General features: G+C 35.5%; 22 protein-coding genes. 20 read left to right on the plus strand and 2 right to left on the minus strand.

Features of this window, described 5'->3' with window-relative positions:
• The first annotated feature begins 21 nt into the window (after positions 1 to 21).
• The 13 genes from bshB1 (at position 22) to nth (ending at position 14,244) form a co-directional block, all read left to right on the plus strand.
• A complete protein-coding gene (bshB1, locus tag ACFPM4_RS00890; protein ID WP_144919802.1) occupies positions 22 to 738 on the plus strand; it encodes a bacillithiol biosynthesis deacetylase BshB1 in 717 nt (238 codons plus the stop codon).
• Positions 735 to 1,856, plus strand: coding sequence for an N-acetyl-alpha-D-glucosaminyl L-malate synthase BshA (gene bshA / locus ACFPM4_RS00895; RefSeq protein WP_382346605.1), 1,122 nt, complete (start codon positions 735 to 737; stop codon positions 1,854 to 1,856). Before bshB1 ends, bshA begins: the two co-directional genes overlap by 4 nt.
• Positions 1,857 to 1,868: 12 nt before the next feature.
• Entirely contained in the window at positions 1,869 to 3,086 is a 1,218-nt protein-coding gene (locus ACFPM4_RS00900) for a CCA tRNA nucleotidyltransferase (RefSeq protein ID WP_382346608.1), read from the plus strand.
• Complete coding sequence (locus tag ACFPM4_RS00905) at positions 3,059 to 4,045, plus strand: biotin--[acetyl-CoA-carboxylase] ligase (RefSeq protein ID WP_382348110.1); 987 nt, start codon at positions 3,059 to 3,061, stop codon at positions 4,043 to 4,045. The genes ACFPM4_RS00900 and ACFPM4_RS00905 overlap by 28 nt, the downstream gene beginning before the upstream one ends.
• A gap of 228 nt (positions 4,046 to 4,273) precedes the next feature.
• Entirely contained in the window at positions 4,274 to 5,107 is an 834-nt protein-coding gene (gene panB / locus ACFPM4_RS00910) for a 3-methyl-2-oxobutanoate hydroxymethyltransferase (protein ID WP_144919808.1), read from the plus strand.
• 1 nt (position 5,108) lies between these two features.
• Entirely contained in the window at positions 5,109 to 5,972 is an 864-nt protein-coding gene (gene panC, locus ACFPM4_RS00915) for a pantoate--beta-alanine ligase (protein ID WP_382346610.1), read from the plus strand.
• 2 nt (positions 5,973 to 5,974) lie between these two features.
• On the plus strand, positions 5,975 to 6,361 hold the full coding sequence (gene panD / locus ACFPM4_RS00920) for an aspartate 1-decarboxylase (RefSeq protein WP_144919812.1): 387 nt from the start codon (positions 5,975 to 5,977) through the stop codon (positions 6,359 to 6,361).
• Between the two features lie 310 nt (positions 6,362 to 6,671).
• Positions 6,672 to 9,473, plus strand: coding sequence for an ATP-dependent DNA helicase DinG (gene dinG, locus ACFPM4_RS00925; protein WP_382346614.1), 2,802 nt, complete (start codon positions 6,672 to 6,674; stop codon positions 9,471 to 9,473).
• A 183-nt stretch (positions 9,474 to 9,656) separates the two neighbouring features.
• The gene (locus ACFPM4_RS00930; RefSeq protein ID WP_382346617.1) at positions 9,657 to 10,133 is read left to right on the plus strand and encodes a cell wall elongation regulator TseB-like domain-containing protein; all 477 of its coding nucleotides are present in this window, start codon (positions 9,657 to 9,659) and stop codon (positions 10,131 to 10,133) included.
• A gap of 18 nt (positions 10,134 to 10,151) precedes the next feature.
• Positions 10,152 to 11,342, plus strand: a complete 1,191-nt coding sequence (locus tag ACFPM4_RS00935; protein WP_382346620.1) for a pyridoxal phosphate-dependent aminotransferase — start codon at positions 10,152 to 10,154, stop codon at positions 11,340 to 11,342.
• A 97-nt stretch (positions 11,343 to 11,439) separates the two neighbouring features.
• Positions 11,440 to 12,732, plus strand: coding sequence for an asparagine--tRNA ligase (asnS, locus tag ACFPM4_RS00940; protein WP_382346623.1), 1,293 nt, complete (start codon positions 11,440 to 11,442; stop codon positions 12,730 to 12,732).
• 138 nt (positions 12,733 to 12,870) lie between these two features.
• Positions 12,871 to 13,572 (plus strand): DnaD domain-containing protein, encoded by a 702-nt coding sequence (locus ACFPM4_RS00945; RefSeq protein ID WP_382346626.1) that lies wholly within the window; start codon positions 12,871 to 12,873, stop codon positions 13,570 to 13,572.
• 21 nt (positions 13,573 to 13,593) lie between these two features.
• Positions 13,594 to 14,244: an endonuclease III gene (gene nth / locus ACFPM4_RS00950; protein WP_382346629.1), complete on the plus strand. Its 651-nt coding sequence runs from the start codon at positions 13,594 to 13,596 to the stop codon at positions 14,242 to 14,244.
• 41 nt (positions 14,245 to 14,285) lie between these two features.
• Here the strand turns inward: nth and ACFPM4_RS00955 are convergent, their stop codons facing one another.
• Together ACFPM4_RS00955 and recU are read right to left on the minus strand one after the other, a co-directional pair.
• Entirely contained in the window at positions 14,286 to 16,946 is a 2,661-nt protein-coding gene (locus ACFPM4_RS00955) for a transglycosylase domain-containing protein (protein WP_382346632.1), read from the minus strand.
• Positions 16,947 to 16,981: 35 nt separating this feature from the next.
• Entirely contained in the window at positions 16,982 to 17,587 is a 606-nt protein-coding gene (recU, locus tag ACFPM4_RS00960) for a Holliday junction resolvase RecU (RefSeq protein WP_382346635.1), read from the minus strand.
• A gap of 467 nt (positions 17,588 to 18,054) precedes the next feature.
• On the opposite strand from recU, the gene ACFPM4_RS00965 reads away from it, so the two are divergent.
• The 7 genes from ACFPM4_RS00965 to gpsB all read left to right on the plus strand — a co-directional run bounded on the left by ACFPM4_RS00965 (position 18,055) and on the right by gpsB (position 24,161).
• Positions 18,055 to 18,279, plus strand: a complete 225-nt coding sequence (locus ACFPM4_RS00965) for a hypothetical protein (RefSeq protein WP_382346638.1) — start codon at positions 18,055 to 18,057, stop codon at positions 18,277 to 18,279.
• Between the two features lie 108 nt (positions 18,280 to 18,387).
• Positions 18,388 to 18,765, plus strand: a complete 378-nt coding sequence (locus ACFPM4_RS00970; RefSeq protein WP_382346641.1) for a YppE family protein — start codon at positions 18,388 to 18,390, stop codon at positions 18,763 to 18,765.
• Between the two features lie 62 nt (positions 18,766 to 18,827).
• On the plus strand, positions 18,828 to 19,274 hold the full coding sequence (locus tag ACFPM4_RS00975; RefSeq protein WP_382346644.1) for a YppG family protein: 447 nt from the start codon (positions 18,828 to 18,830) through the stop codon (positions 19,272 to 19,274).
• A gap of 193 nt (positions 19,275 to 19,467) precedes the next feature.
• The gene (locus ACFPM4_RS00980; RefSeq protein ID WP_382348113.1) at positions 19,468 to 21,690 is read left to right on the plus strand and encodes a DEAD/DEAH box helicase; all 2,223 of its coding nucleotides are present in this window, start codon (positions 19,468 to 19,470) and stop codon (positions 21,688 to 21,690) included.
• A gap of 41 nt (positions 21,691 to 21,731) precedes the next feature.
• Complete coding sequence (locus ACFPM4_RS00985; RefSeq protein ID WP_382346647.1) at positions 21,732 to 22,964, plus strand: ribonuclease H-like domain-containing protein; 1,233 nt, start codon at positions 21,732 to 21,734, stop codon at positions 22,962 to 22,964.
• Positions 22,965 to 23,215: 251 nt separating this feature from the next.
• A complete protein-coding gene (locus ACFPM4_RS00990; protein WP_382346650.1) occupies positions 23,216 to 23,650 on the plus strand; it encodes a CotD family spore coat protein in 435 nt (144 codons plus the stop codon).
• A 211-nt stretch (positions 23,651 to 23,861) separates the two neighbouring features.
• Entirely contained in the window at positions 23,862 to 24,161 is a 300-nt protein-coding gene (gene gpsB, locus ACFPM4_RS00995) for a cell division regulator GpsB (protein ID WP_144919838.1), read from the plus strand.
• Positions 24,162 to 24,195 lie beyond the last annotated feature (34 nt).

Below are 24,195 nucleotides of genomic sequence, written 5' to 3' on the forward strand. Positions count from 1 at the left end.
AGGTAAAAAAGGGGAATTGGAATGAATGATCAACAGGTCGATGTTTTAGCATTTGGCGCCCATGCTGATGACGTAGAAATTGGCATGGCGGGTACCATTGCTAAATGGACAGCTCGAAATAAGCAAGTGGTCATCTGTGACTTGACAGAAGCGGAGTTGTCATCTAATGGAACAGTGGAGAGTAGAAAAGTAGAAGCAAAAAATGCAGCAGAAATTTTAGGCGTTGCAGAGCGTATAAATGTAAGATTACCTGACCGAGGTCTTTACGTAACAGATGATAATATTAGAAAAATCACTCAGATTATTCGTACATATAAGCCAAAACTTATTTTTGCACCGTATTTTCAAGATCGACATCCAGATCATGGGAATTGTGCCAATCTTGTAAAAGAAGCATTTTTTTCAGCTGGAATAAAGAAATATACTGTTGAAGGTGAGTTAGAGCCTCATAAAGCTCAGAATTTATATTTTTATATGATTAATGGTTTTTCCAGACCAGATTTCGTCGTTGATATTTCTGATTTTATAACGGAAAAAATTAATGCTCTTGAAGCATATTCATCACAGTTTTTCATTAGTGATGATGGGGTTTCTACTCCTTTGACAGATGGATATATTGATAGTGTAACTGCACGAGAGAGACTTTTCGGGAAAGAAGTAGGTGTAAGCTTTGCGGAAGGATTCTTATCTAGTAAGCCACTGTTAATAAATAATGACCTGTTAGGTGATAATGTATGAGTTTACGAATTGGTATAACATGTTACCCAACAGTGGGTGGCTCAGGTGTCATTGCGACAGAACTAGGAAAATTATTAGCTGAGAAAGGGCATAAGATACATTTTATAACATCCAATATGCCGTTCAGATTAGATGTATTACATCCGAATATTCATTTTCATCAAGTAAGTGTGAATCAATATTCTGTTTTTCAATATGCTCCATATGATATCGCTTTGGCAAGTAAAATGGCTGAAGTCATTAAGAGAGAGAATCTCGATATATTACATGTTCACTATGCAATACCACATGCCGTTTGTGCTATTCTAGCCAAGCAAATGGCAGGAACGAATGTAAAGATTGTAACAACTTTGCATGGTACAGACATTACAGTATTAGGATATGACTCTACATTAGTGGAGGCAATTAGATTTGGAATTGAGAAATCAGATGCGGTTACTGCTGTATCATATGCATTAAAAGAACAAACAGCAGAAGTAATCGCCGCTGATAAAGAAATCCATGTAATCCATAACTTTATAGACGAAAGAGTGTATCGAAAAGTAAATTCTCATCATTTAAAAGCGGAATTAGATATTGAAGCAGATGAAAAAGTAATTATCCACGTTTCCAATTTTCGCAAAGTGAAGAGAGTAGAAGATGTAGTTAAAAGCTTTCACAAGATTTCGCATAAATTACGTGCGAAGCTATTACTTGTCGGGGATGGTCCTGAGAAAAATCGAATCTGTCAATTAATCAAAAAATTAAATTTAGATGATAAGATATTATTTCTCGGTAGACAAGATCAACTTGAAAAAATCTACTCTATAAGTGATTTAATGCTTCTCCTTTCAGAAAAGGAAAGTTTTGGTCTAGTTGCTTTGGAAGCGATGGCTTGTGGTGTTCCTTGTATTGGTACAAATATTGGTGGAATTCCTGAAGTGATTATGGATGGTCATAATGGTTATATTTGTGAATTAGGCAATACGGAGGAAATTAGTAATCGAGCAATAAAATTATTAGAGAATAATGAACTTTGGGAACAACTTTCTGCGAATGCAACAGCAACACCAAAGCAATATTTTCACTCGCAAAATATCGTCACTAAATATGAAGAAATCTATCAATCATTTATGTAAGGTGGGTCGCGAATGATAAAGTTAAATCAATTATTTATAGAAGCTTTACCTGTCATTCGCAAATTAGAAGCAGCAGGATATGAGGCATATTTCGTTGGTGGAGCTGTCAGGGATTTCTTGCTGAATAGAGAAATCCATGATGTGGACATAGCGACATCTGCTACACCACTGGAAATAAAAGAAATTTTCTCTTCTACGGTTGATGTTGGAATTGAGCATGGAACAATACTTGTACTGTATAAAGGACAAAGTTTTGAGGTTACTACATTTCGTTCTGAGTCTAATTATGTGGACTATCGAAGACCAGGAACTGTAACATTTATCCGTTCCTTAGAAGAAGATTTAAAACGGCGTGATTTTACCATTAACGCTATTGCACTTTCAGGCGACGGACAACTAATTGATCCTTTTAAGGGGCAGGAAGCATTGGAATCTAAATTGATTCAAACTGTTGGTAACCCTGCTGATAGGTTTGAGGAGGATGCATTACGACTGATGCGTGCGATTCGTTTTGTGAGCCAGTTAGGGTTTAAAGTGGAGGATAATACAATGCAGGAGCTTTTTCATAAAGCTCCTTTATTACAACACATTGCGATAGAAAGAATTACAGCAGAAATGGTAAAACTCCTAAGTGGGGCATATAACCACCAAGCTTTGGCTATAGCGCTAAAAACAAACATATACAAATATTGGCCATCACTCTATCATAATCAAGCTACCATTCAGACTGCTTTAACACTACCTATTCAGCAATTAAATGAGGTGGAATTATGGGTGTTAGCAGTATACTTACATAAGTCTAAGGATATAAAAAATGACCTTAGTAAATGGAAATTACCAAGTAAAAAGATAAAGTTAATAACGACAATGTATCATTTTTTATTATGGAGATTAGAAAATGATTGGACAAGTTATAGCTTATACAGTGCTGGATTTAAAATTGCATGTTCGGTCGAAAAAATCTTTACTACTATTCACAAACTAAATGATACCGATCGTCGTTTAAAAAAACTAAAACTAGAGTATGAGAAATTAAAAATTCATGAACGTTCTGAAATGCAGGTGAATGGAACAGAGTTAGCTCAATGGTTAAATCGTGAACCAGGACCATGGATTAAAAACATGTTAGAAGAGATAGAACAAATGATATTGGATAGTCGTTTGCAAAATGAGAAAATGGAGATAAGAAAGTGGGTACAGTCTTGTCAAATTCCATCAGAAAAAAATTAGTGAATGCATTACTTTCAGCAAGTGATGATGAATATTTATCTGGTCAGAATCTTGCCGATGTACTTGGTTGTTCCAGAACAGCTGTATGGAAACATATCGAGGATCTCCGTAAGCTCGGGTATGAAGTGGAAGCTGTAAAGAAAAAAGGGTATCGGATTATTAGGAAACCAAATCAACTTAGCGAGGAAGAAATATTATTTGGTCTTCGTACGAGCTTCATTGGGCGTAATATTATCCATTACGAAACAGTCGATTCTACACAAATTGAGGCTAAAAAGTTTGCGCGTAATCAAGCGCCAGAAGGAACTTTAGTTATTGCAGAGGAACAAACTCAAGGAAGAGGACGTATGGCAAGGGAATGGCATTCAAGTAAGAAGAAAGGAATTTGGATGAGTTTAATTATTCGACCAAAACTCCCCCTCGAAAAAGCACCACAATTTACATTGTTGACAGCCATTGCTGTTGCTAAAGCAATAGAAGAAGTTACGCAACTACGTCCAGAAATAAAATGGCCCAATGATATATTGTTAGATGGGAAAAAAGTAACTGGAATCTTAACGGAAGTACAAGGTGAGCCTGATCATATTAATTATCTTGTCATTGGTATCGGTATTAATGTAAATCATACACAAGATGATTTTCCTGAAGATGTTCGCGATATTGCGACTTCACTTTCTATACAAGCCAACAATTCTGTATCAAGAGTTGCGCTAATTCAATCGATTATGCAATATTTTGAAGAATATTATCAATTATATGTGGAACAAGGTTTTGTGCCATTAAAGCAAATTTGGGAAAAATATGCAATTAGTATCGGAAAAGAAATAATAGCAAGAACCGTTTCCGGTAATATTTATGGAAAAGCAATTGGGATAACGGATGAAGGTGTATTAAAGCTAGCAGATAATCAAGGAAATATTCAACTTATTTATTCTGCAGACATTGATATCTGTACATAGTCAAAATTATATTTTTTTGTTATAATTTCTTTGGGCAGTATCAGATGAACTGCACCATGAAATACCCTTACCATCATATTTTCTGCCTTGATCCATTGTGGACTAGGACAGAGGGCCGAAACGAGTAATGGAATAAAGGAGTCCTTCTGCCTATATGGAGAGGACTATTTTTTTTGACATTATTGCTCCTTCGCCACCTCTGAATATTTTTAGGAGGTTGACGAGAAAATGAAGACTACACATGATTTTATGAAGATGAAGCAGGCAAGTGAGAAAATAACAATGCTTACTGCCTACGATTATCCACAAGCAAAACTAGCGGAAGAAGCTGGAATTGACATGTTGCTTGTAGGTGATTCATTAGGAATGGTTGTACTCGGTTATGATTCAACTATTCCAGTAACAATACAAGACATGGTACATCATACAAAAGCAGTAAAAAGAGGTGCAAAATCAACATTCATCGTTGCTGATCTTCCTTTTATGTCATACCACATAAGTAAAGAATCTGCATTAACTGCTGCTGCAAGTCTTATGCAAGATGGTGGTGCCCATGCTGTTAAAGTGGAAGGCGGCGGTGAGGTTATTAATACCATTAAAGCCTTGACTACTGCAGGTGTTCCAGTAGTAGCACATTTAGGTCTTACACCACAGACAGTTGGTGTGTTAGGTGGATATAAGGTACAAGGTAAGACAGCTGAATCTGCCCAAGCATTATTGCAGGAATCAATTAAATGTCAGGAAGCTGGGGCATTTGCATTAGTGCTAGAATGCATCCCATGGCAACTAGGTAAGCTTATAAGCGAAAAACTAGATATTCCAGTAATTGGGATAGGTGCGGGAAAGCATACGGATGGTCAAGTTCTTGTCTTGCATGATATTGTCACTTTTGGTGTTGATCGCTTACCAAAGTTTGTGAAGCAATATGGTGATGTGAACCATGTAATGAAGGAAAGTTTTCAACAATATATTAGTGAAGTAAAATCAGGAACATTCCCAGCAGAAGAGCACACATTTACAATGAATGAAGAAGATGTTCAATCATTGTATGGAGGAAAGTAATATGGATATTATTACAACAAAAGCTGCCATGCAAGAAAAAGCAAAAGGCTTAGTGAAAACAGGTGCATCTATAGGATTTGTCCCTACAATGGGTTTTCTACATGACGGCCACTTAAGACTGGTGAAAGAATCAGTTGCAAATAATGACATTACTATTATGAGTATTTTTGTTAATCCTTTACAATTTGGTCCAGGTGAAGACTTTGAAGCATATCCACGGGATGTAGAACGAGATAAAAAACTAGCAATGGAAGCTGGAGTAGATATACTTTTTTTACCTCAAAGAGATGATATGTATCCACGTGACTTATCCATTGATGTAAAAGCTGTTAGTAGAACGGATGTCTTGTGTGGGAAAAGTAGACCTGGACATTTTGATGGTGTTGCGACCGTATTAATTAAACTTTTTAATATAACAATGCCGGATAATGTTTACTTTGGACAAAAAGATGCCCAACAGGTTGCAGTAGTAGAAGCACTAATTCAAGATTTAGACATACCAGTGGAATTAGTTCCTGTTCCTACTGTTCGTGAACAAGATGGTCTAGCAAGAAGTTCACGTAATGTTTACTTGAATGAGGAAGAGAGAGCACAAGCGCCACATCTCTACAAAAGTTTACAATTGGCTGAGACAGCAATGATGAATGGAGAATATAATACGACTAAACTCGTAGAAATTATTAAAAATCATATTAATGAAAATACTAATGGAATAATTGACTATGTTGAGATTCTGAAGTATCCCGAATTACAATCGATAAATCAAATTGAAGGCAAAATAATTATTGCGATTGCCGTGAAGTTTTCTAGAGCACGATTAATAGATAATATGATTATCAACTTAGAGGAAATGGGGGGCTCTTGAATATGTTTCGTACAATGATGAATGGCAAAATCCATAGAGCAACCGTAACAGAAGCAAATTTAAATTATGTAGGTAGTATTACGATAGACAAAGATATATTAGATGCAGTAGGTATTGTTGCTAATGAGAAAGTTCAAATTGTTAATAATAATAATGGTGCACGATTAGAGACATACGTTATTGAAGGTGAGAGAGGCTCAGGAGTTGTATGTTTAAATGGTGCGGCCGCTAGACTTGTTCAACCTGGAGATATTGTAATTATTATTTCATATGCATTAGTTCCAGAAGACAAAGTCGCAACACATCGTCCAAGAGTTGCTCTAATGAATGCAGAAAACAAGATAGTTGAAATGATTGACTATGAACCAGAATCAACAATTTTTAATTAATAAGCTCTGTTAAACTCTGTTGTTGATTTTCGCTTCTGTACACTCGCTTTCTGCGGGCACGGCCTCAACTAACTCGGCAAAGAAAACCGCTTTGCCAAGTGGATCTTCGGCTCGTGCTGTTCCCGCAGGAGTCTCGTGTACATCCGCTACAATCAACTAAGTTGTTAACAACAATGAACTTTAACAGAGCCAATTAATAAAATTATGAAACCAGCCAGTATTTATATTATGGCTGGTTTTATTTCTGCTTATCTGTAAGTATGGTATAATTTTCTAAGATTATTTGAATTTGATGTTAGGTGTGGTCATAATGGCAAAAAAATTTGTTGTAGTCGATTTAGAGACAACAGGAAATACGCATGGACGTGGAGATAGAATCATTCAAATTTCTGCTGTTGTCATTGAAAATTATAAGATTATTCATCAATATACATCTTTTATTAATCCTGGAGTAGAGATTCCTCCATTTATTGAAGAGCTAACCGGAATTAATGATGAAATGGTCGCAGATGCACCTGATTTTTCAGAAATTGCACCTAAAATATATAAATTGTTATTAGATTCTGTTTTTGTAGCGCATAATGTCCCATTTGATTTAGGTTTTTTGAAGAATGAATTGTCAGAAGTTGGCTTGCCATTAGCTAATATCGAAACAGTGGATACAGTTGAACTTGCAAAAATCATGCTTCCGGAAGCACAAAGTTATAAGTTATCTGATCTCTCAGAATTAGTTGGTGTTCAACATGAAAATCCACACCAAGCTGATAGTGATGCGCTGGTTACGGCAGAATTATTATTATTACTCATTAACAAAGCAAGAAAATTACCATTAGTTACTTTAGAAAAATTATCTGCATTAGCTTATTATTTGAAAAGCGATATCGATTCCTTATTTACAAAGATTGTAATGGATAAAAGAAGAACAATTGATGATTTACAAGTGGAATTAGAAGTTTTTAGAGGAATTGCCATTAGGAAAAAACAAGTTCCAGAAACACCTATACTTTCTCAAAAGGTATCTTTTCCAAAAACTAAAAAAGAAAAACAATTCCTTTTCGATAATAGTAAAAATCGCCTCTTACTAAGAGATGGCCAAATTTCGATGATGGATACAGTAAACGAAGCGTTTACAACGAATAAACATGCAATTATTGAAGCTGGAACCGGGATTGGGAAGTCATTGGCATACTTAATCCCAGCACTTTATTTTGCAGTTGAAAATAAGCAGCCAGTTATCATTAGTACATATACGATTCAGATGCAAGATCAGCTTTTATATAAAGAACTTGAACGAATAAAAAACATTGTTCCTTTTTCATTCCGAGCTACAGTTTTCAAAGGAAGAAGGAATTATATTAACATGTTGAAGTTTGAGCATTCTTTAAGTGAAGTTGATCACCATTACGATACAGTTCTAACAAAAATGCAGATTCTTGTTTGGCTAGTCCAAACCGAAACTGGTGATTTAGATGAGTTGAATTTTTCAAGTGGTGGACAAATATATCGTTTAAGAGTAGAACATGATGGTTGGTTTTATTCACAAGAAAAAGATCCATGGAAGTCTAGGGATTTTTATTTGCATGCTCGAAACCAAGCAACTAATGCAGATATCGTAATTACGAATCATGCAATGTTACTGGCTGATGCAGAAAAAGATGGGGATATTCTTCCTCATTACCAGTACATGATTATTGATGAAGCACATAATTTTGAAAAAGCAGCGAGAAAATGTTTTGGTAAGAAGCTCGAATACAATTCGGTTAAATTTTGGTTGGGAAGGTTAGGGTCATTAGAGAAAAAACAACTTTTATATAAATTTGAAGAGTTGATTGTACAAAGGAAATTAAAACCAAAAATTCCTTCTGAGAAAATAGAAAATGCACTTTCACAATTGGAAGTGGAATTAGATGACTTTTTTCTTATTTTAGGTAAGTTATTATATAACTCGGTCCACAATGGAAAACTGACGACAAAGCATCAACTTCGAATTACAAAAAAGATACTAGAAAGTAGAAGTTGGCAGGCTCTTCAAATGTGTGCTGAAAGAGTGTATGATTTTCATCGCTGTATATTAAGAGGCCTGGATAACCGTTTACAATTACTAAAGGAACAATATAAAGAACTATCCGAGAGCGAACGTGCATTTTTAGAGGAAGTAAACAGTTTCATGAAAAAATGGCAGTTATTTGGAGATACATTGAAAACATTGATTATAAGGCCTGAAGAGAAAGAGGTTGTTTGGGTAGAAGGTGATATTCGTGCCTTGCCAAATAGCATAAGTATGTTTGGGCAACCACTTAATCTCGCTACTGTATTATCTGACGGCTTTTTTACGAAGAAGAATAGTGTAGTAATGACATCCGCTACTTTAACAGTAAATAGTTCATTCCATTTCTTCGTGAATGAAATTGGTTTAAATAACGATTCAGCAATTAAAAAAATTATTCAATCACCATTTGATTATAAAAATATCGCCAAATTAATGATTCCTACAGATTTACCAGAAGTTAGAGGCACTGTGGATGATCAGTATATAGAAGAAATCTCGAATCATTTAATTGCGATTGCTGATGCTACTGAGGGACGGATGCTTGTTCTATTTACATCATATGACATGTTGCGTAAAACGTATAACTTAGTGAAGGAATCAGAGGCATTAGAAGATTTTGTTTTATTAGGTCAAGGGATTACTGCAGGAAGTAGGACAAGATTAACGAGGAGTTTTCAACAATTTAATAAAGCAATCCTGTTTGGAACAAGTAGTTTTTGGGAAGGCATTGATATTCCTGGTAAAGATTTATCATGTTTGGTAATTGTTCGACTTCCTTTTTCACCTCCTGATGACCCTGTCATTTCTGCTAAATATGAAGAAATCAAAGAGGCTGGTAAAAATCCTTTTTCTACTCATTCGTTACCAGAAGCTGTTATTCGTTTTAAACAAGGGTTTGGCAGATTAATACGCGGGGATACGGATCGGGGAATTGCAATAGTGTTTGATCGTAGGATTGATACTACTACATATGGAAAAGCATTCTTGCGATCGATTCCTCCTGTCCAAGTGGAAAGAGGCGAAATTAGGGATATTATTAAGGCAATCAACGAGTGGTTATAAACTGGGGTTAACACTTAGTTAACCCCAGACTATGTGGGCTAAAATTTGTTATTTTGTACGCAAATTACATCATATATCAACAATTCCTGATATAATGATAATATGCTTTGCTTACATGTATTATTGCCTTAGTAGTATACGTTATGAATGACAAATATTGTTTAGTAAGGGGGACAATTTCTTTTGAAAAAATGGATACTTATAATTGCGGTTCTCCTACTATTAGCAGCAGGTGGAATTTACTGGCTATATACGAGTACTCGTGCACCTTTAGAAGCTGCTAAAGAGTATGCAGAGGAAATAGCCTCTTCAGAAGCTGGTATTGTCTCTATCGAGGAATTTTACATGTATAATGGGTCAGAAACGTATTATGTCATTATTGGAAAACAAGAAGATGAACAGGAAATGGTTGTTTGGATTCCTGAAGATGAAGAAAAAAAGCTGGTTAAGAAGAAATTAGCAGATGGAGTTTCAAAGCAAGAAGTAGTGAATAAATTACTCGCTGAAGAAAATCCTCAGGAAATTCTAAATGTAACATTAGGAATGGAAAATGACTTACCCATTTGGGAAGTTTCTTATATCAATAATGACTCCAAGCTAAATTATTATTATATACATTTTGACTCAGGAAAATGGTGGCGTAAGATTGAAAATTTATAAAAGAAGGCAGGAAATGTTATGTGGACATTAGCAAAAAGAGTAGATGCACTCACTCCATCGACTACGTTAGCAATTACAGCAAAAGCGAAAGAATTAAAAGCTCAAGGACTAGATGTTATCGGATTAGGAGCTGGTGAGCCTGATTTTAATACTCCAGATAATATCATACAGGCAGCATATGATTCAATGAATGATGGAATGACAAAGTATACACCAGCAGGTGGTTTACCACAATTAAAGCAAGCGATTATTAACAAACTACAACAAGATCAAAAACTTACATATTCAAACTCAGAAATAATGGTAGGTAGTGGAGCAAAACATGTATTATATACACTTTTTCAAGTTTTGTTAAATGACGGTGATGAAGTAATCATTCCAACACCATATTGGGTTAGTTATCCAGAACAAGTGAAACTTGCAGGTGGAGTACCTATTTATGTAGAAGGTAAAGAAGATAATGATTATAAGATCACTCCAGATCAGCTAGAAACAGTAATTTCTAACAAAACGAAGGCAGTAGTGATTAATTCTCCAAGTAACCCAACAGGGATGCTATATACACAAGCTGAACTGAAGGCATTAGGCGATGTATGTGTAAAGCATAATATTTTAATCATTTCAGATGAAATATATGAAAAATTAATTTATGGTGATAATAAGCATGTTTCAATTGCTGAAATTTCACCTGAATTAAAGGCACTTACTGTTATTATTAACGGTGTTTCGAAATCACATTCTATGACGGGATGGAGAATTGGTTATGCGGCTGCAGATGCTAAGATTATCGCAGCAATGACTAACTTAGCGAGTCACTCTACATCTAATCCAACCACTACTTCTCAGTTTGGTGCAATTGAGGCATACAACGGCTCTCAAGAAGCAGTGGAAAAGATGAGAAATGCCTTTGAAGAGAGACTTAATATAATCTATGATAAATTAATCGCTATTCCAGGATTCACATGTAAAAAACCACAAGGAGCATTTTATTTGTTTCCAAACGTAAAGGAAGCAGCATCTAATTGTGGGTACGAAAATGTAGATGATTTTGTAGCTGCATTATTAGAAGAAGCATTAGTTGCGGTAGTACCTGGTTCTGGTTTTGGATCACCTGATAATATTCGTTTATCCTACGCAACATCATTAGAAGCGTTAGAAGCAGCAGTTAGCCGTATACACAACTTTGTAGATAACAAAATGATGAAGTAACAATCCTTTTAAGATAAGGGAATTTTCCATCAATTGTTTTGCTTCTAAGACCCCTGTATAATATCTTTGATAAGTGTTTGGAAAGGATTGTATATAAATGAAAACTACAATTGCAGAAGTTCATCAATATGTTGGCCAAGAGGTTACGATAGGAGCTTGGTTAGCAAATAAAAGATCGAGTGGTAAGATTGCATTTTTGCAACTTCGAGATGGGACAGGTTTTATTCAAGGAGTCGTTGTCAAAAACGATGTAGGAGATGAACAGTTCCAAGTAGCAAAATCGTTAACTCAGGAATCATCCATGTATGTTACAGGAGTTATCCAAGAAGATAGCCGTTCACCATTTGGATATGAAATGCTCGTATCTAAAGTAGAATTAATAAATCAAGCAATTGATTATCCGATAACCCCAAAAAATCATGGTACGGAGTTTTTAATGGACCACCGTCATTTATGGTTGCGTTCTAGACGTCAACACGCGATTATGAAGGTGAGAAATGAGATAATCAGAGCTTCCTATGAGTTCTTTAACAATAATAATTTTGTTAAAGTAGATCCACCAATTTTAACAGGAAGCTCACCTGAGGGAACAACGGAGCTTTTCCATACAAAGTACTTTGATGAAGATGCGTATTTATCACAAAGTGGTCAACTTTATATGGAAGCTGCTGCAATGGCTTTAGGGAAAGTATTCTCATTTGGACCTACATTCAGAGCGGAAAAGTCAAAAACTCGACGCCATTTAATTGAATTTTGGATGATTGAGCCAGAAATGGCGTTTTACCAATTTGAAGATAGCTTAAAAGTCCAAGAAGAATATGTATCTTACATTATTCAATCTGTTCTCAAAAACTGCTCGTTAGAACTAGAACGACTTGAGCGTGATACTTCGAAGCTTGAAAATATAAAGGCTCCGTTCCCACGAATTATGTATGATGATGCGATTAAGTTTTTACATGAGCAAGGTTTTAATGATATTGAGTGGGGAGATGATTTTGGTGCTCCACATGAGACAGCGATAGCGGATCATTTTGATAAACCTGTCTTTATCACGCATTATCCTACTAAGATTAAGCCATTCTATATGCAACCTGCACCTGATCGTGATGATGTAGTGCTATGTGCAGATATGATTGCTCCAGAAGGCTATGGTGAAATTATTGGAGGCTCTGAACGTATTCATGACCCTGAGCTTTTAAAACAGCGCATGGATGAGCATAATCTTCCACTCGAAGCTTATGAATGGTATTTAGATATTTCAAAATATGGTGCAGTTCCTCACTCAGGATTTGGATTAGGCTTAGAAAGAACTGTAGCATGGATTACAGGTGTAGAACACGTAAGAGAAACTATTCCATTCCCAAGATTATTAAATCGCTTATATCCATAATTCTAACAACTAATCGCACTTTAAAAAACTTAAGTGCAGAAGCTTTAGATAAGAAATTGACATTGGCCACGTACAACTTGTGCGTGGCTTTAACATCGAATACGGAAACCATGTTATAGTGAGATAGAGGTGTGTTGCATGGATAATAAAATGATTGTTGCCTGGATGGAATCGGGAATGATGCAAATTCCCATTTTACTTATGGAAAAATACCGCCAAATCGGTCTCGATGAAAAAGAGCTCATTGTCCTCTTACAAGTAATTTCATTTATTGAGAAAGGAAATCACTTTCCGACTCCAGAAGAGCTATCAGAAAGAATGACGATAACGAGTAAAGAGTGCTCGCTTATATTAAGAAGGTTAATTCAATTACAATTATTAAAGATTGAAAAAGACAATTCCGAAGAAGTAAGATCGGAGAAATATTCCGTTGCTCCATTATGGACAAAGCTTGCGGATGAACTGATGTCAGAACAAAAGCAAAAAGATTTACAAACCGTTTTGGATGAAGGTCAGGATATTTATACAATGTTTGAACAAGAATTCGGAAGACCACTTTCACCTATGGAATGTGAATCACTAGCTATGTGGTTAGATGAAGATAAGCAAGATCCTGTTATCATTAAGGCTGCACTTCGGGAATCAGTATTGTCTGGAAAAGTGAATTTCCGTTATATTGATCGTATTTTATTTGAATGGAAAAAGAATGGAATAAGAACTTTGGAACAAGTAAAAATCCATTCAGCAAAATTTAGACAAAAGCCAAAAACAACTGCGGGGCAGCAGTTAAATAACAAGAAGTCAGGTACTGTGCCTTTATATAATTGGTTAGAGCAATAGTTCTTAAAATTAGGTGATAAGATGTTAAATAAAAAACAAATACGTTTTTGCTTGGATACGATGGGGGAAATGTTTCCGGATGCTCACTGCGAATTAATTCATTCAAATCCATTTGAACTTGTAATTGCAGTATCATTATCTGCTCAGTGTACAGATGCATTAGTTAATAAAGTGACGAAGGATTTATTTCAGAAATATAAAACTCCAGAAGATTATTTGGCGGTTCCACTTTCGGAATTAGAGAATGATATCCGCTCGATTGGTTTATTTCGAAATAAGGCTAAAAATATTCAAAAGTTGTGTGAAATGCTCATAACGGAATTTGATGGAGTTGTTCCTGACAATATCGAGGATTTAGTAAAGTTACCAGGAGTAGGTAGAAAAACTGCTAATGTTGTTGTATCCGTTGCATTTGGTGTACCTGCTATCGCTGTTGATACTCATGTGGAGCGGGTAAGTAAGCGTCTTGCAATTTGTCGGTGGAAAGATAGTGTGTTAGAAGTTGAGAAGACATTAATGAAAAAAGTACCAAAAGATGAATGGTCTGTGACACATCACCGTATGATTTTCTTTGGTCGTTATCATTGCAAAGCGCAAAATCCGCAATGTCTATCATGTCCATTGTTAGACTTATGTAGAGAAGGGCAGAAACGAATAAAAAAGATGAAATAAGAGAAGGGCAAGATCCTGTAAAAGAGGATCTTGCCCTTTCTTTAGTTTTGGTTATTTCTGTTATTTTCGTTATTTCCATTTTCGTTTCCATTTTCAGGTGGTGTGTCTGTAGGAACGTCTTCTTCATTCTCGTCAGGATTTTCTGTATTCTCATCTTTATTATCTTCCCCTGGGTTAGGGGTGTTGTTTCCATCTGTGTTCCCATCTTGGTTTCCTTCATTACCGTTACCATTACCGTTACCATTACTGTTATCATTACCATTTCCGTTACCGTTCGGATTTTCACTATTATCTGGTATATCATCTGGTACTTCTTCTTCCATTTCAGGCACCGTTACTGTTGCGGTACCAGATGAACTTGTTTGTGTTTTAGAAATGGCTTTTACATCAAGTGTATAAGAAATACCTGGTTCTGCGTGTTCAATCGTTAGAGTCGTATCAGTAGTAGTCCCGAGAGATTGTTCACCACCATCAGAAGTCTTCAAGGTTACTTCAAATTGAAGTTCTTTTTCTTCTTGTTCTGGATGATTCCATGTAAAGCTCACTTGATAATTGGATTCATTATATTCTCCCGATACACTTGGAGCTTCTAATTTATCAAAGATAGTTGATTCCTCTGTTGGTTGTGTACCATTCACAAATAATTCATATACAATATTACTCTTTGGTGTGTATTTGCTTGGTTTTTTTGCTGGGTTGGTGCCTTTTTCAACAGCAACTTCTACAACACTTTTTGGCATTTTGAAATCTGGTGTTTCAATATCTTTGGAAATATAGCTCATTAGATTTTTATATAGATCCATTGCGATACGTTGATCCTTATAAGGAATTGGTGTACTGCGTTTATCATATCCAGTCCAAACTGCAATTGTATAATTAGTTGTATAGCCTGCGAACCATGCGTCCGGAACTGGACTTTCATTTCGATTTAAGTCGTATTTTTCGTATTCTTCATCACTATAGTTGGTGGTACCCGTTTTTCCTGCTGCAGGTAAGCCAGGAATGATCGCTCTTTTACCAGTGGAACCAGCTTTATTGGATAGTACATCTTTCAGCATATCTGTAACCATATATGCGGTTGAATCTTTAATGGCAACTTTAGAAGTAACCTTATTTACTACCTCTGTTTCTCCATCCTGAAAGACAATTTTTTTAACCGTATGTGGTTGATTATACATTCCATTATTTCCAAAAGTAGCATAAGCTCCTGCTAGCTTCATTGGGGACACATTTTCAATACCCCCAATAGATGCTGATTCAAATACTTCATCAAATGGTAAACCTAAATTTGCAGCAAATTCTTTAGCTTTTTCGCTGCCAACTGCTTGAAATGCTTTAAGTGCAGGGATATTTCTAGACTGATACAAAGCTTGGCGAATTGTCATTTGCCCATAATGTTTGTTATCCCAGTTATTAATCTTAGTACCATCAGAATATTTATATGGTTCATCCACAATTTGTTCGTAAGTAGACCAGTTTAAATATTCGATTGCTGGGCCGTAATCTAGAATTGGCTTAATTGTAGACCCTGGTTGGCGATCAGAAAGCTGAGTAGCATAATTTCTGCCTCGTTTTATATCTTTAAATCGATTTCCACCGATCGCTCTAATTTCACCAGTTTTCGTATCAAGAAGGACAAGACCAGCTTGCATTTCATCATTAGGAAATTGAACAATTTCATCAGTTAGTAACATTTTTTCCGTATATTCCTGTGCTTTAGGATCTAAAGTAGTATGAATCTTTAATCCGTCCGCATAAACATTATAGTCACCAAGTGCTTCTACTTCTTTAATTACTTGACCAACAAATGAGTCATACTTATATGGTTTTCCCACATTATCTTCTTCAGGTATTAATGTTTCTGTTACATGAATATCTTGTGCGGCCTTCATTTCTTCTTCAGAAATTTTTCCATGCATCTCCATTAGGGTTAACACTAAGTCTTTTCTTTTTTCAGCGTTCTCTGGATAAACATACGGGTCATATCCATTTGGACGTTGTGGTACTCCCGCTAAAAATGCACGCTCATGTAATTCTAGTTCATTTAGTTCTTTCCCGAAATAAAATTGAGCTGCTGTTTCAATTCCATAAATACCATTACCGTAGTAAATTTTATTTACATATATTTCAAAGATTTGTTCTTTCGTATAATTTTGTTCTAATTTTAAGGCGAGCCAGGCTTCTTGCGCTTTTCTTTTTAAAGTTTTTTCCTCAGATAAGAAAGAAAGTTTTACAATTTGTTGAGTAATCGTAGATGCACCTTCTGCACCAAATCCACGAGTTACATTAGCAAGGACTGCGCCTGCAAGTCTTCGTAAATCTATACCACTGTGTTCATAGAATCGGACATCCTCAATTGCTAAGACAGCATCCTCAACTTCTTTAGGGATGTCATCATACGAAACATAATCACGATTTTCTGCACCTAGTACAGCAAAAACATCACCGTTAATATCAAGTACCTCTGAAGCAACAGGGTCCGTTAATAACACTTCATCAATCGGTGGTGCATCACTAGCATAGATAGCAAACATCGTTCCTCCAACTACAAGTCCGAGTATTCCTATGAAAAATACAATTAAAAAAGCTTTTTTAATTATTTGGCCTTTACCACTTTTTGCTTTTGTTTTTGTTTTTTTATTAGGTTTTGATTGCTTTCGGCGTTCTTCTCGAGTTTTATAATCTCCAGCCATTTGCATCATTCCTCACTTTCTTATATACGTTCATCCATGGTGTATTATAAAGAATATACATGGCGTACAATTTCCAAATAATCAATTCTAGGATGTAGAGAGTATTTTAACGAATAACCAGATTTGATTATTTCATCTTTTGTTATAGATTTTCGCCCTCCATTGATCATTCGCTCCCAATAAAAAAATAAATCCTCCGCTTTTAATAAAAATAGTTCATCCGTTTTAACAAAACGCAGTATAACAAATGCAATACCTTTATGTTCAACTACAGACTTCATATGTTTAATTTGATGGTCATGAAAGTTATTTAAAGGAAAAGAGGTAGTATTCTTTGTTTCCTTTGCTTCAAAGTCTATATATCGTCCATCCCAAACTCCATTATAATCAGTAGTAGAGGCTTGTCTAAAATATGCTTCTTTTATTACTGCAGTACTTCGGGATTGGTAATCCACATGAACAATTTGTATTGGTGTTGGTTTCTTATGAATAACTGCTATGTTATTTGCTAAATAATAAGCATTCGTAGTATTCAAATCATCCTCTAGTGTCATACCCCTATTGCTGTACGAGATTTCCTTTTTTGATTTATTTTTATTAGGAGTAGGGTTACCTTTATATTTCCTTCCGTTTGGGTAATGAAACTCCATCTTGCTACACCTCGCTTGCTAAATTATAACATAACTTAAAAAAATGAGAGCGAGAAGGGTCGATATCACTATTTGACGATTATACCCCCATTTTTGTTTCAAAAATGTGCAAAAAAGTGAATTGTAAAATCATGAATCAAATTAAGCTAATTCCAAATGATATAGATATACCGGTGTTTTACACAGGTAAGTATATGTAAGGAGGAAATATATTTATGAAAAAGAAAAATAAAAATGAACAGAGAAGAATGAATGATCGAAATAAAAAAGCTGGTGAAGGGAATCCAAAGCTTTCTGGTCCAAATAGACCTTCTACGTGATGTGAAGGATTGTCGAAAGTGTTATTTTCCTATGTTAGAACTACACTTTCTTTGACGAATTGCTTCTAGTTTTGTCAAGCGTGCAGGAAGCTCAGAACAAACGCCGAATTTAAGTAACAAAACGGGTGAGGACGGAGGCGCGAAACAATGACTAGAAATGATTTATTAAACAAATTGGAATCCATTAGCTCTCAAATCGATAATTTAGAGAAGATGGTCGCAGAAAAAATCAGTTTAGAAGAAAATTGGATGAAAAGCCGTATGGAACATACTGATAAACAAATGAATCAAAAAATTGTGGAGCTGGAGTCCCTATACAATTCTCAAAAACGAGTGAATCAAGAAACTCAGCCTATTGCTCTTGCAAGATAAAGTTAATCTTTCTTGAAAAATTTAGATATAAAAAGTACAATGAAGAAAAATTGACAGCAGCTTTTTTGGAAGCTGCTTTTTCGTTTGAATAAAGGAGTTTAAGAAAGAATGAATATAGATGAGTTAAAATTATATACATCGGAATTATATCAACTTAATGAACAGGCGAATGAAATATTTATCAACAGTAAAAAAACAGGGGAGAAGGGAGACTTCTATACCCAAGTCAAACCGTTTGCGGATAAGATAAAAGAAATTTGTGATGTTTGGGAACCAGCTGCTACTAATTGGATCATGATACATAAACCTAAAAACTTATATCCAATGCAAATTAAAAATACTGCAGAAAACATACAAATGGTTTCTATCCGTGCATTTTTTCCCGATACGAGTTTAAAACGATTTAATGATCATATCCAATCTAACCAATATATATTAAAAAGATTCCTAGATATATTAAATGATTATTTGAAGACGGGCGATTGACACAATTTCCATAAAATAGGCATAGTGTATAGCAGTAAACAAAAGATCAGGAGGAAATTATCATGCAGCATCAATTTCGTCAACATGTGCCTATGCCTACATGGATGCTGTACCAACAGCACTATCAAAGTCCTTATCCTCCAAATCATTATCCACCATCGTTTCCAAATATATATGGGCATCAGGCAATGCAAAGTTCGTATGGCTATCCCACTCAAACAGGGAGATGGAATAAAACAAGTCAATTATTTCAAAATCCATTGCAACCAGAAGAAAGCTACTTATATGAGCAATATGGAAACCAGCCAGGGAATCAGCACTATTATCCAAAACCAAACCCATTTATAAAACCAAAGAATAATCAATTTAACAGTATTTTACAATCCTTTAAAACCCAGGACGGTAGCTTTGATTATAACAAGGTGGTTAATACTGCCGGTCAATTGATGAACATATTTAATCAAGTATCTGGCATGGCAAAAGGATTAGGGGGATTATTCAAATTTTAACAAAGAAGGAATCGAATCTGAGCAGCGATTCCTTTTTTAATTTTTATAACTATTTGTGTAAGTAGATAAATATTTGTATGTAACCCCTTTGAAAACGAACGTTTATTCGTTAAAATGGCATTAGAGGTGATGAGTGTTGAAATGGAAGCAAGACTTTCATGATTTAATACAACAATTACAGTCCGACCCGGTAATGAAAGAACAAATTGTACATTGGCATACTTTACCTGAGCAAGAAGCAAAAACTGTTCCTTTTCCTGAAAATTTGCATCCGAAAATTATAAATGCTTTAACTTCACGTGGAATTACGGAACTTTATACACACCAGGAAGAGGCTTATAAATATACAATCAGTGGTCAAAGTATCACAGCAGTTACTCCTACAGCATCTGGGAAAACATTATGTTACAACTTACCTGTATTACAAACGATATTATCTAATCCTTCCGCACGTGCGTTATATATTTTTCCAACGAAAGCATTGGCGCAGGATCAGAAAAGCGAAATAAATGAATTGATAGATTTCGGAGAGTTACCTATAAATAGTTATACATATGATGGCGATACGCCAGCTAATATACGCCAAAGAGTAAGAAAAGCAGGAAATATTGTGATTACAAATCCGGACATGCTTCATTCAGCAATATTACCACATCATACGAAATGGGTATCGCTATTTGAAAACTTACAATACATTGTGTTAGACGAACTTCATATATATCGTGGTGTGTTTGGAAGTCATGTGGCAAATGTAATCCGTAGATTGAAACGAATATGTAATTTTTATGGTTCAAATCCAATATTTATTTGTACATCAGCCACAATTGCTAACCCAAAAGAACTAGGTGAAATGCTTTGTGGTGTGGATATGAAGTTAATTGATAGAAATGGTGCTCCCAGTGGGAAGAAGCATTTTGTTTTTTATAATCCACCTATTGTTCATAAACAATTGAACATAAGGAGGAGCGCTACTTTAGAAGTTAGTAAGTTAGCTGGGGAGTTTTTAAAAAATAATATCCAAACAATTGTCTTTGCACGTAGCCGTGTAAGAGTAGAAATCATATTAAAATACTTACAGGAATTAATTCAGCATAAACTCGGACCTAAAGCAATAAGAGGTTATCGAGGTGGCTACTTACCTACTCAAAGAAGAGAGATAGAAAAGGGGTTACGTAATGGAGATATTTACGGTGTTGTTAGTACGAATGCACTTGAACTAGGTGTTGATATTGGACAACTTCAAGTCTGCTTTATGACAGGCTACCCAGGAACAATTGCTAGTGCATGGCAGCAAGCTGGTAGGGCAGGGAGGAGACTTGGTGAATCATTAGTAATTATGGTTGCAAGCTCGTCTCCACTTGATCAATATATACTTGAACATCCTGATTACTTTTTTAAACAATCACCAGAAACAGCAAGAATCAATCCTAATAATTTAATTATTTTAGTCGATCACATAAAATGTGCTGCTTATGAATTACCATTTCAAGCTGGGGAAAGTTTTGGGGACTTAGAAATTGAAGATATTCTTGACTTTTTAACGGAAGAAAGAGTGTTACATCGTAATGGCAATAAATGGTTTTGGATGAATGATTCTTTTCCAGCTCATAACATAAGTTTACGATCTGCATCACAAGAAAATGTGGTAATTATTGATCAAACAGAAACAGCAAACGTAAAGGTTATCGGTGAAATGGATACATTTAGTGCTATGACCTTATTGCATGATGAGGCTATCTATTTACACCAAGGGATCCAATATCAGGTTGAAAAGCTAGATTGGGAAGAGAAAAAAGCATATGTTACAGAGGTGGAAGTTGATTATTTTACAGATGCAAATTTAGCTGTTCAATTAAAAGTTTTAGAAGTAGATAAAGAGAAAAACTCTGAGGATATCCAAATTGCATTTGGTGATGTAACTGTAAATGCAATGGCAACGATATTTAAGAAAATAAAATTTGAAACTCATGAGAATATTGGCTCAGGTCCAATCCACTTACCTGAGATGGAGTTGCATACAAATGCATCATGGATTTCACTGAAACAAACTTGGGGTGATCTTAACTTAGAGGACTTAGAGTATGGATTAATTGGGGTGGCACATGCGATAAATTCGATTATACCTTTATTTGCAATGTGTGATCCAGGAGATATTTATGTTGTCCCTCAAGTAAAGGCAGCTCATAATGACACGCCAACTATCTTTATTTATGATCGCTATCCAGGTGGTATAGGAATTAGTGAGAAAGTATACGAAGTGATGGCGGACATCATGAATGAGGCATTTACAATGGTGAAAAATTGTCCATGTGATTCAGGTTGTCCATCTTGCATTGGCACTGAATTACGAACAACTACAACTAAACAGACGACGATTAAGTTGCTTAACAGGATCCGAAATCTCGTTAGTACGTAAGGATGTGAAAGGAATTGTCTCTGAAAAGCAAGTTGAATCTGATGAAGGGGAATATTATACGTGGTACAGATAAACCATCTGATTTTCCAGAAGCAAATGTAGAACAAAGAAAAATAGATATACATTTTTCAGAAAAATGGGAGGCAGCTGGTGTAAAACCCTATATATTAGAGGATGATTATTGTTTCATACGGGAGAAGCGATTTCCAATTGATTATCGTCATGGACATTATTCCTTTTTAGATTTATATACAGCTATCAATGCTTGGGAGGAATCTACTAGTAATCACCCGTTATCAGCAAAGGGCCTAAAAGCTAGCAATTTGTTTTTCTTTGATACGGAAACAACAGGCTTATCTGGTGGTGCTGGGAATTCCATCTTCCTTCTTGGTCATGCTCAAGTAAGAGAAAATGAGGTTATACTGAAACAACACTTTCTCCCAGAACCAGGTTTTGAAGTACCTTTTTATAAAAGTTTTTTGGAAAGTGTCGATTATACAACCTTGGTTACTTATAATGGCAAAGCATTTGATTGGCCACAAGTAAAAACGCAGCATCGACTGGTGCGTGATCATGTTCCGAAGTTACCTGCTTATGGACATTTTGACCTATATCATGCAGCTCGTAGGTTATGGAAGGATAGAATGGACTCGGTCAAGCTAGTGAATGTGGAAAGGGAAATATTAGGGGTTCATCGAACAGATGACATCCCTGGTTATTTAGCACCGATGATTTATTTTGATTATGTGGATAGAAAAGATCCCGAAGCAGTGCTCCAAGTACTGAAACATAATGAGCTGGATATATTATCGCTAATTACGTTATATATTCATTTAACCTTTCAAATTCATGGCCTTGATCCTCATCAAACAGCTAAAGATAAAGTCATTATTGGAAAGTGGTTTGACTACATTGGAGAAAGGGATGCTGCATCCACCATTTTTGAGACAGCAGCAGGAGAAGGAGACATTGTAGCCCGCCACGAGCTTGCTTTTTCTCTAAAACGTAAAAAGCAATATAAAGAGGCGTACGAAGAATGGGCCCAAGTGGCTGATATTGGTGATTCGATCATACAAAGAGATGCAAATATTGAATTAGCTAAGTTAATGGAGCACCAATTTAAAGATTATTACGCAGCTATACAACGCACCCAAAAGGCTAAAGAAATTCATTTACAACTGGATGATATTGATAGTAAAAATCGTGATTCATTTATTATGGAAGTAAATAAAAGATTACAACGCTTGTATGGGAAATATGATAAAAACAGTTAATTAGTAAACATTTCCCGGGTAAGCGCAACATTCGACTATTTTACAATAAAATAACAAAAAGTGACATCGAAATAATGTCTTTTATATTTTTTGCTGTCGGAATATTGAAGATGTGATGTTTTCATGATGGGAAATCAACATGGTTATTAGCCCCTTATTGGAAATATAGGTGTTTGGATTAGTACATGTACCTCTATTTCTACATAGGCTGTAAGTGTAAACTTATTACTGATGAGAAAGGAGTTAATGCCATGAATAAAAGACATTGTGGAGGTCCGGTGAAAAATTGTGGAACTCAGGTGCTACCAGCTGTAGTTCATCCGACAAAATGTTGTGTAAAACATACTCAATCAAATATTATTCAACCAGAAATTCATCCATCACACACAACAAATGTTCACCATCAAAATATCGTGCATCAACACTATTTCCCACATACAGAATCAAATGTAACTGAGGTAACAAATCAAAATGTAGTAATGCCAGGCCCAGGCCCAGGATTCGGTCCAGGAATGATGCCAGGCCCAGGATTTGGTCCAGGAATGCCAGGACCAGGAATGGGAGGCCCAGGATTCGGCCCAGGAATGCCAGGTCCAGGAATGGGAGGCCCAGGATTCGGCCCAGGAATGCAGGGTCCAGGAATGCCAGGCCCAGGATTTGGTCCAAGGCCTAATTTCCCATTTTAATAAAGAAAAGTAACGGGGATGATATATTTCATTCCCGTTTTTGTTGATTAAAACTATTGTCATGTATACATTTGTCGGCTGTAAATCTATTTTTTGTAAATGTTTTTTAATATATACATGCTCCTTTTTACATAATCAATAAATTGACAAAATCGGTTTGTTTTGAAAGAATATAGTTATGGAATTGTGAATGATTAAGGTGGTGTCTCGGATGTTAGATAAACTTAAATTAACTTCAAAAGAAATTCTAGAACAAGAATTTAAAACTGGATTTCGTGGTTATAAACAAGAGCAAGTTGATAAATTTTTAGATGTTATTATTAAAGATTATGAAAGTATGCATGAAATAGTAGATGAGCTACAGCAAGAGAATATACGACTTAAAAAACAGTTAGAAGAACAAAGTCGTAAGCAATCTATTCAACCAGCTGGAACAACTAACTTTGATATATTAAAGCGTCTATCTAATTTAGAAAAGCATGTTTTCGGTGCAAAATTAGATGAACAATAAATAGTACTTCCATAAATTACACTTGCATTCAATA

The sequence above is a fragment of the Lederbergia graminis genome (assembly GCF_042655485.1).
GTDB classification, from domain to species: domain Bacteria; phylum Bacillota; class Bacilli; order Bacillales; family Bacillaceae_C; genus Lederbergia; species Lederbergia graminis.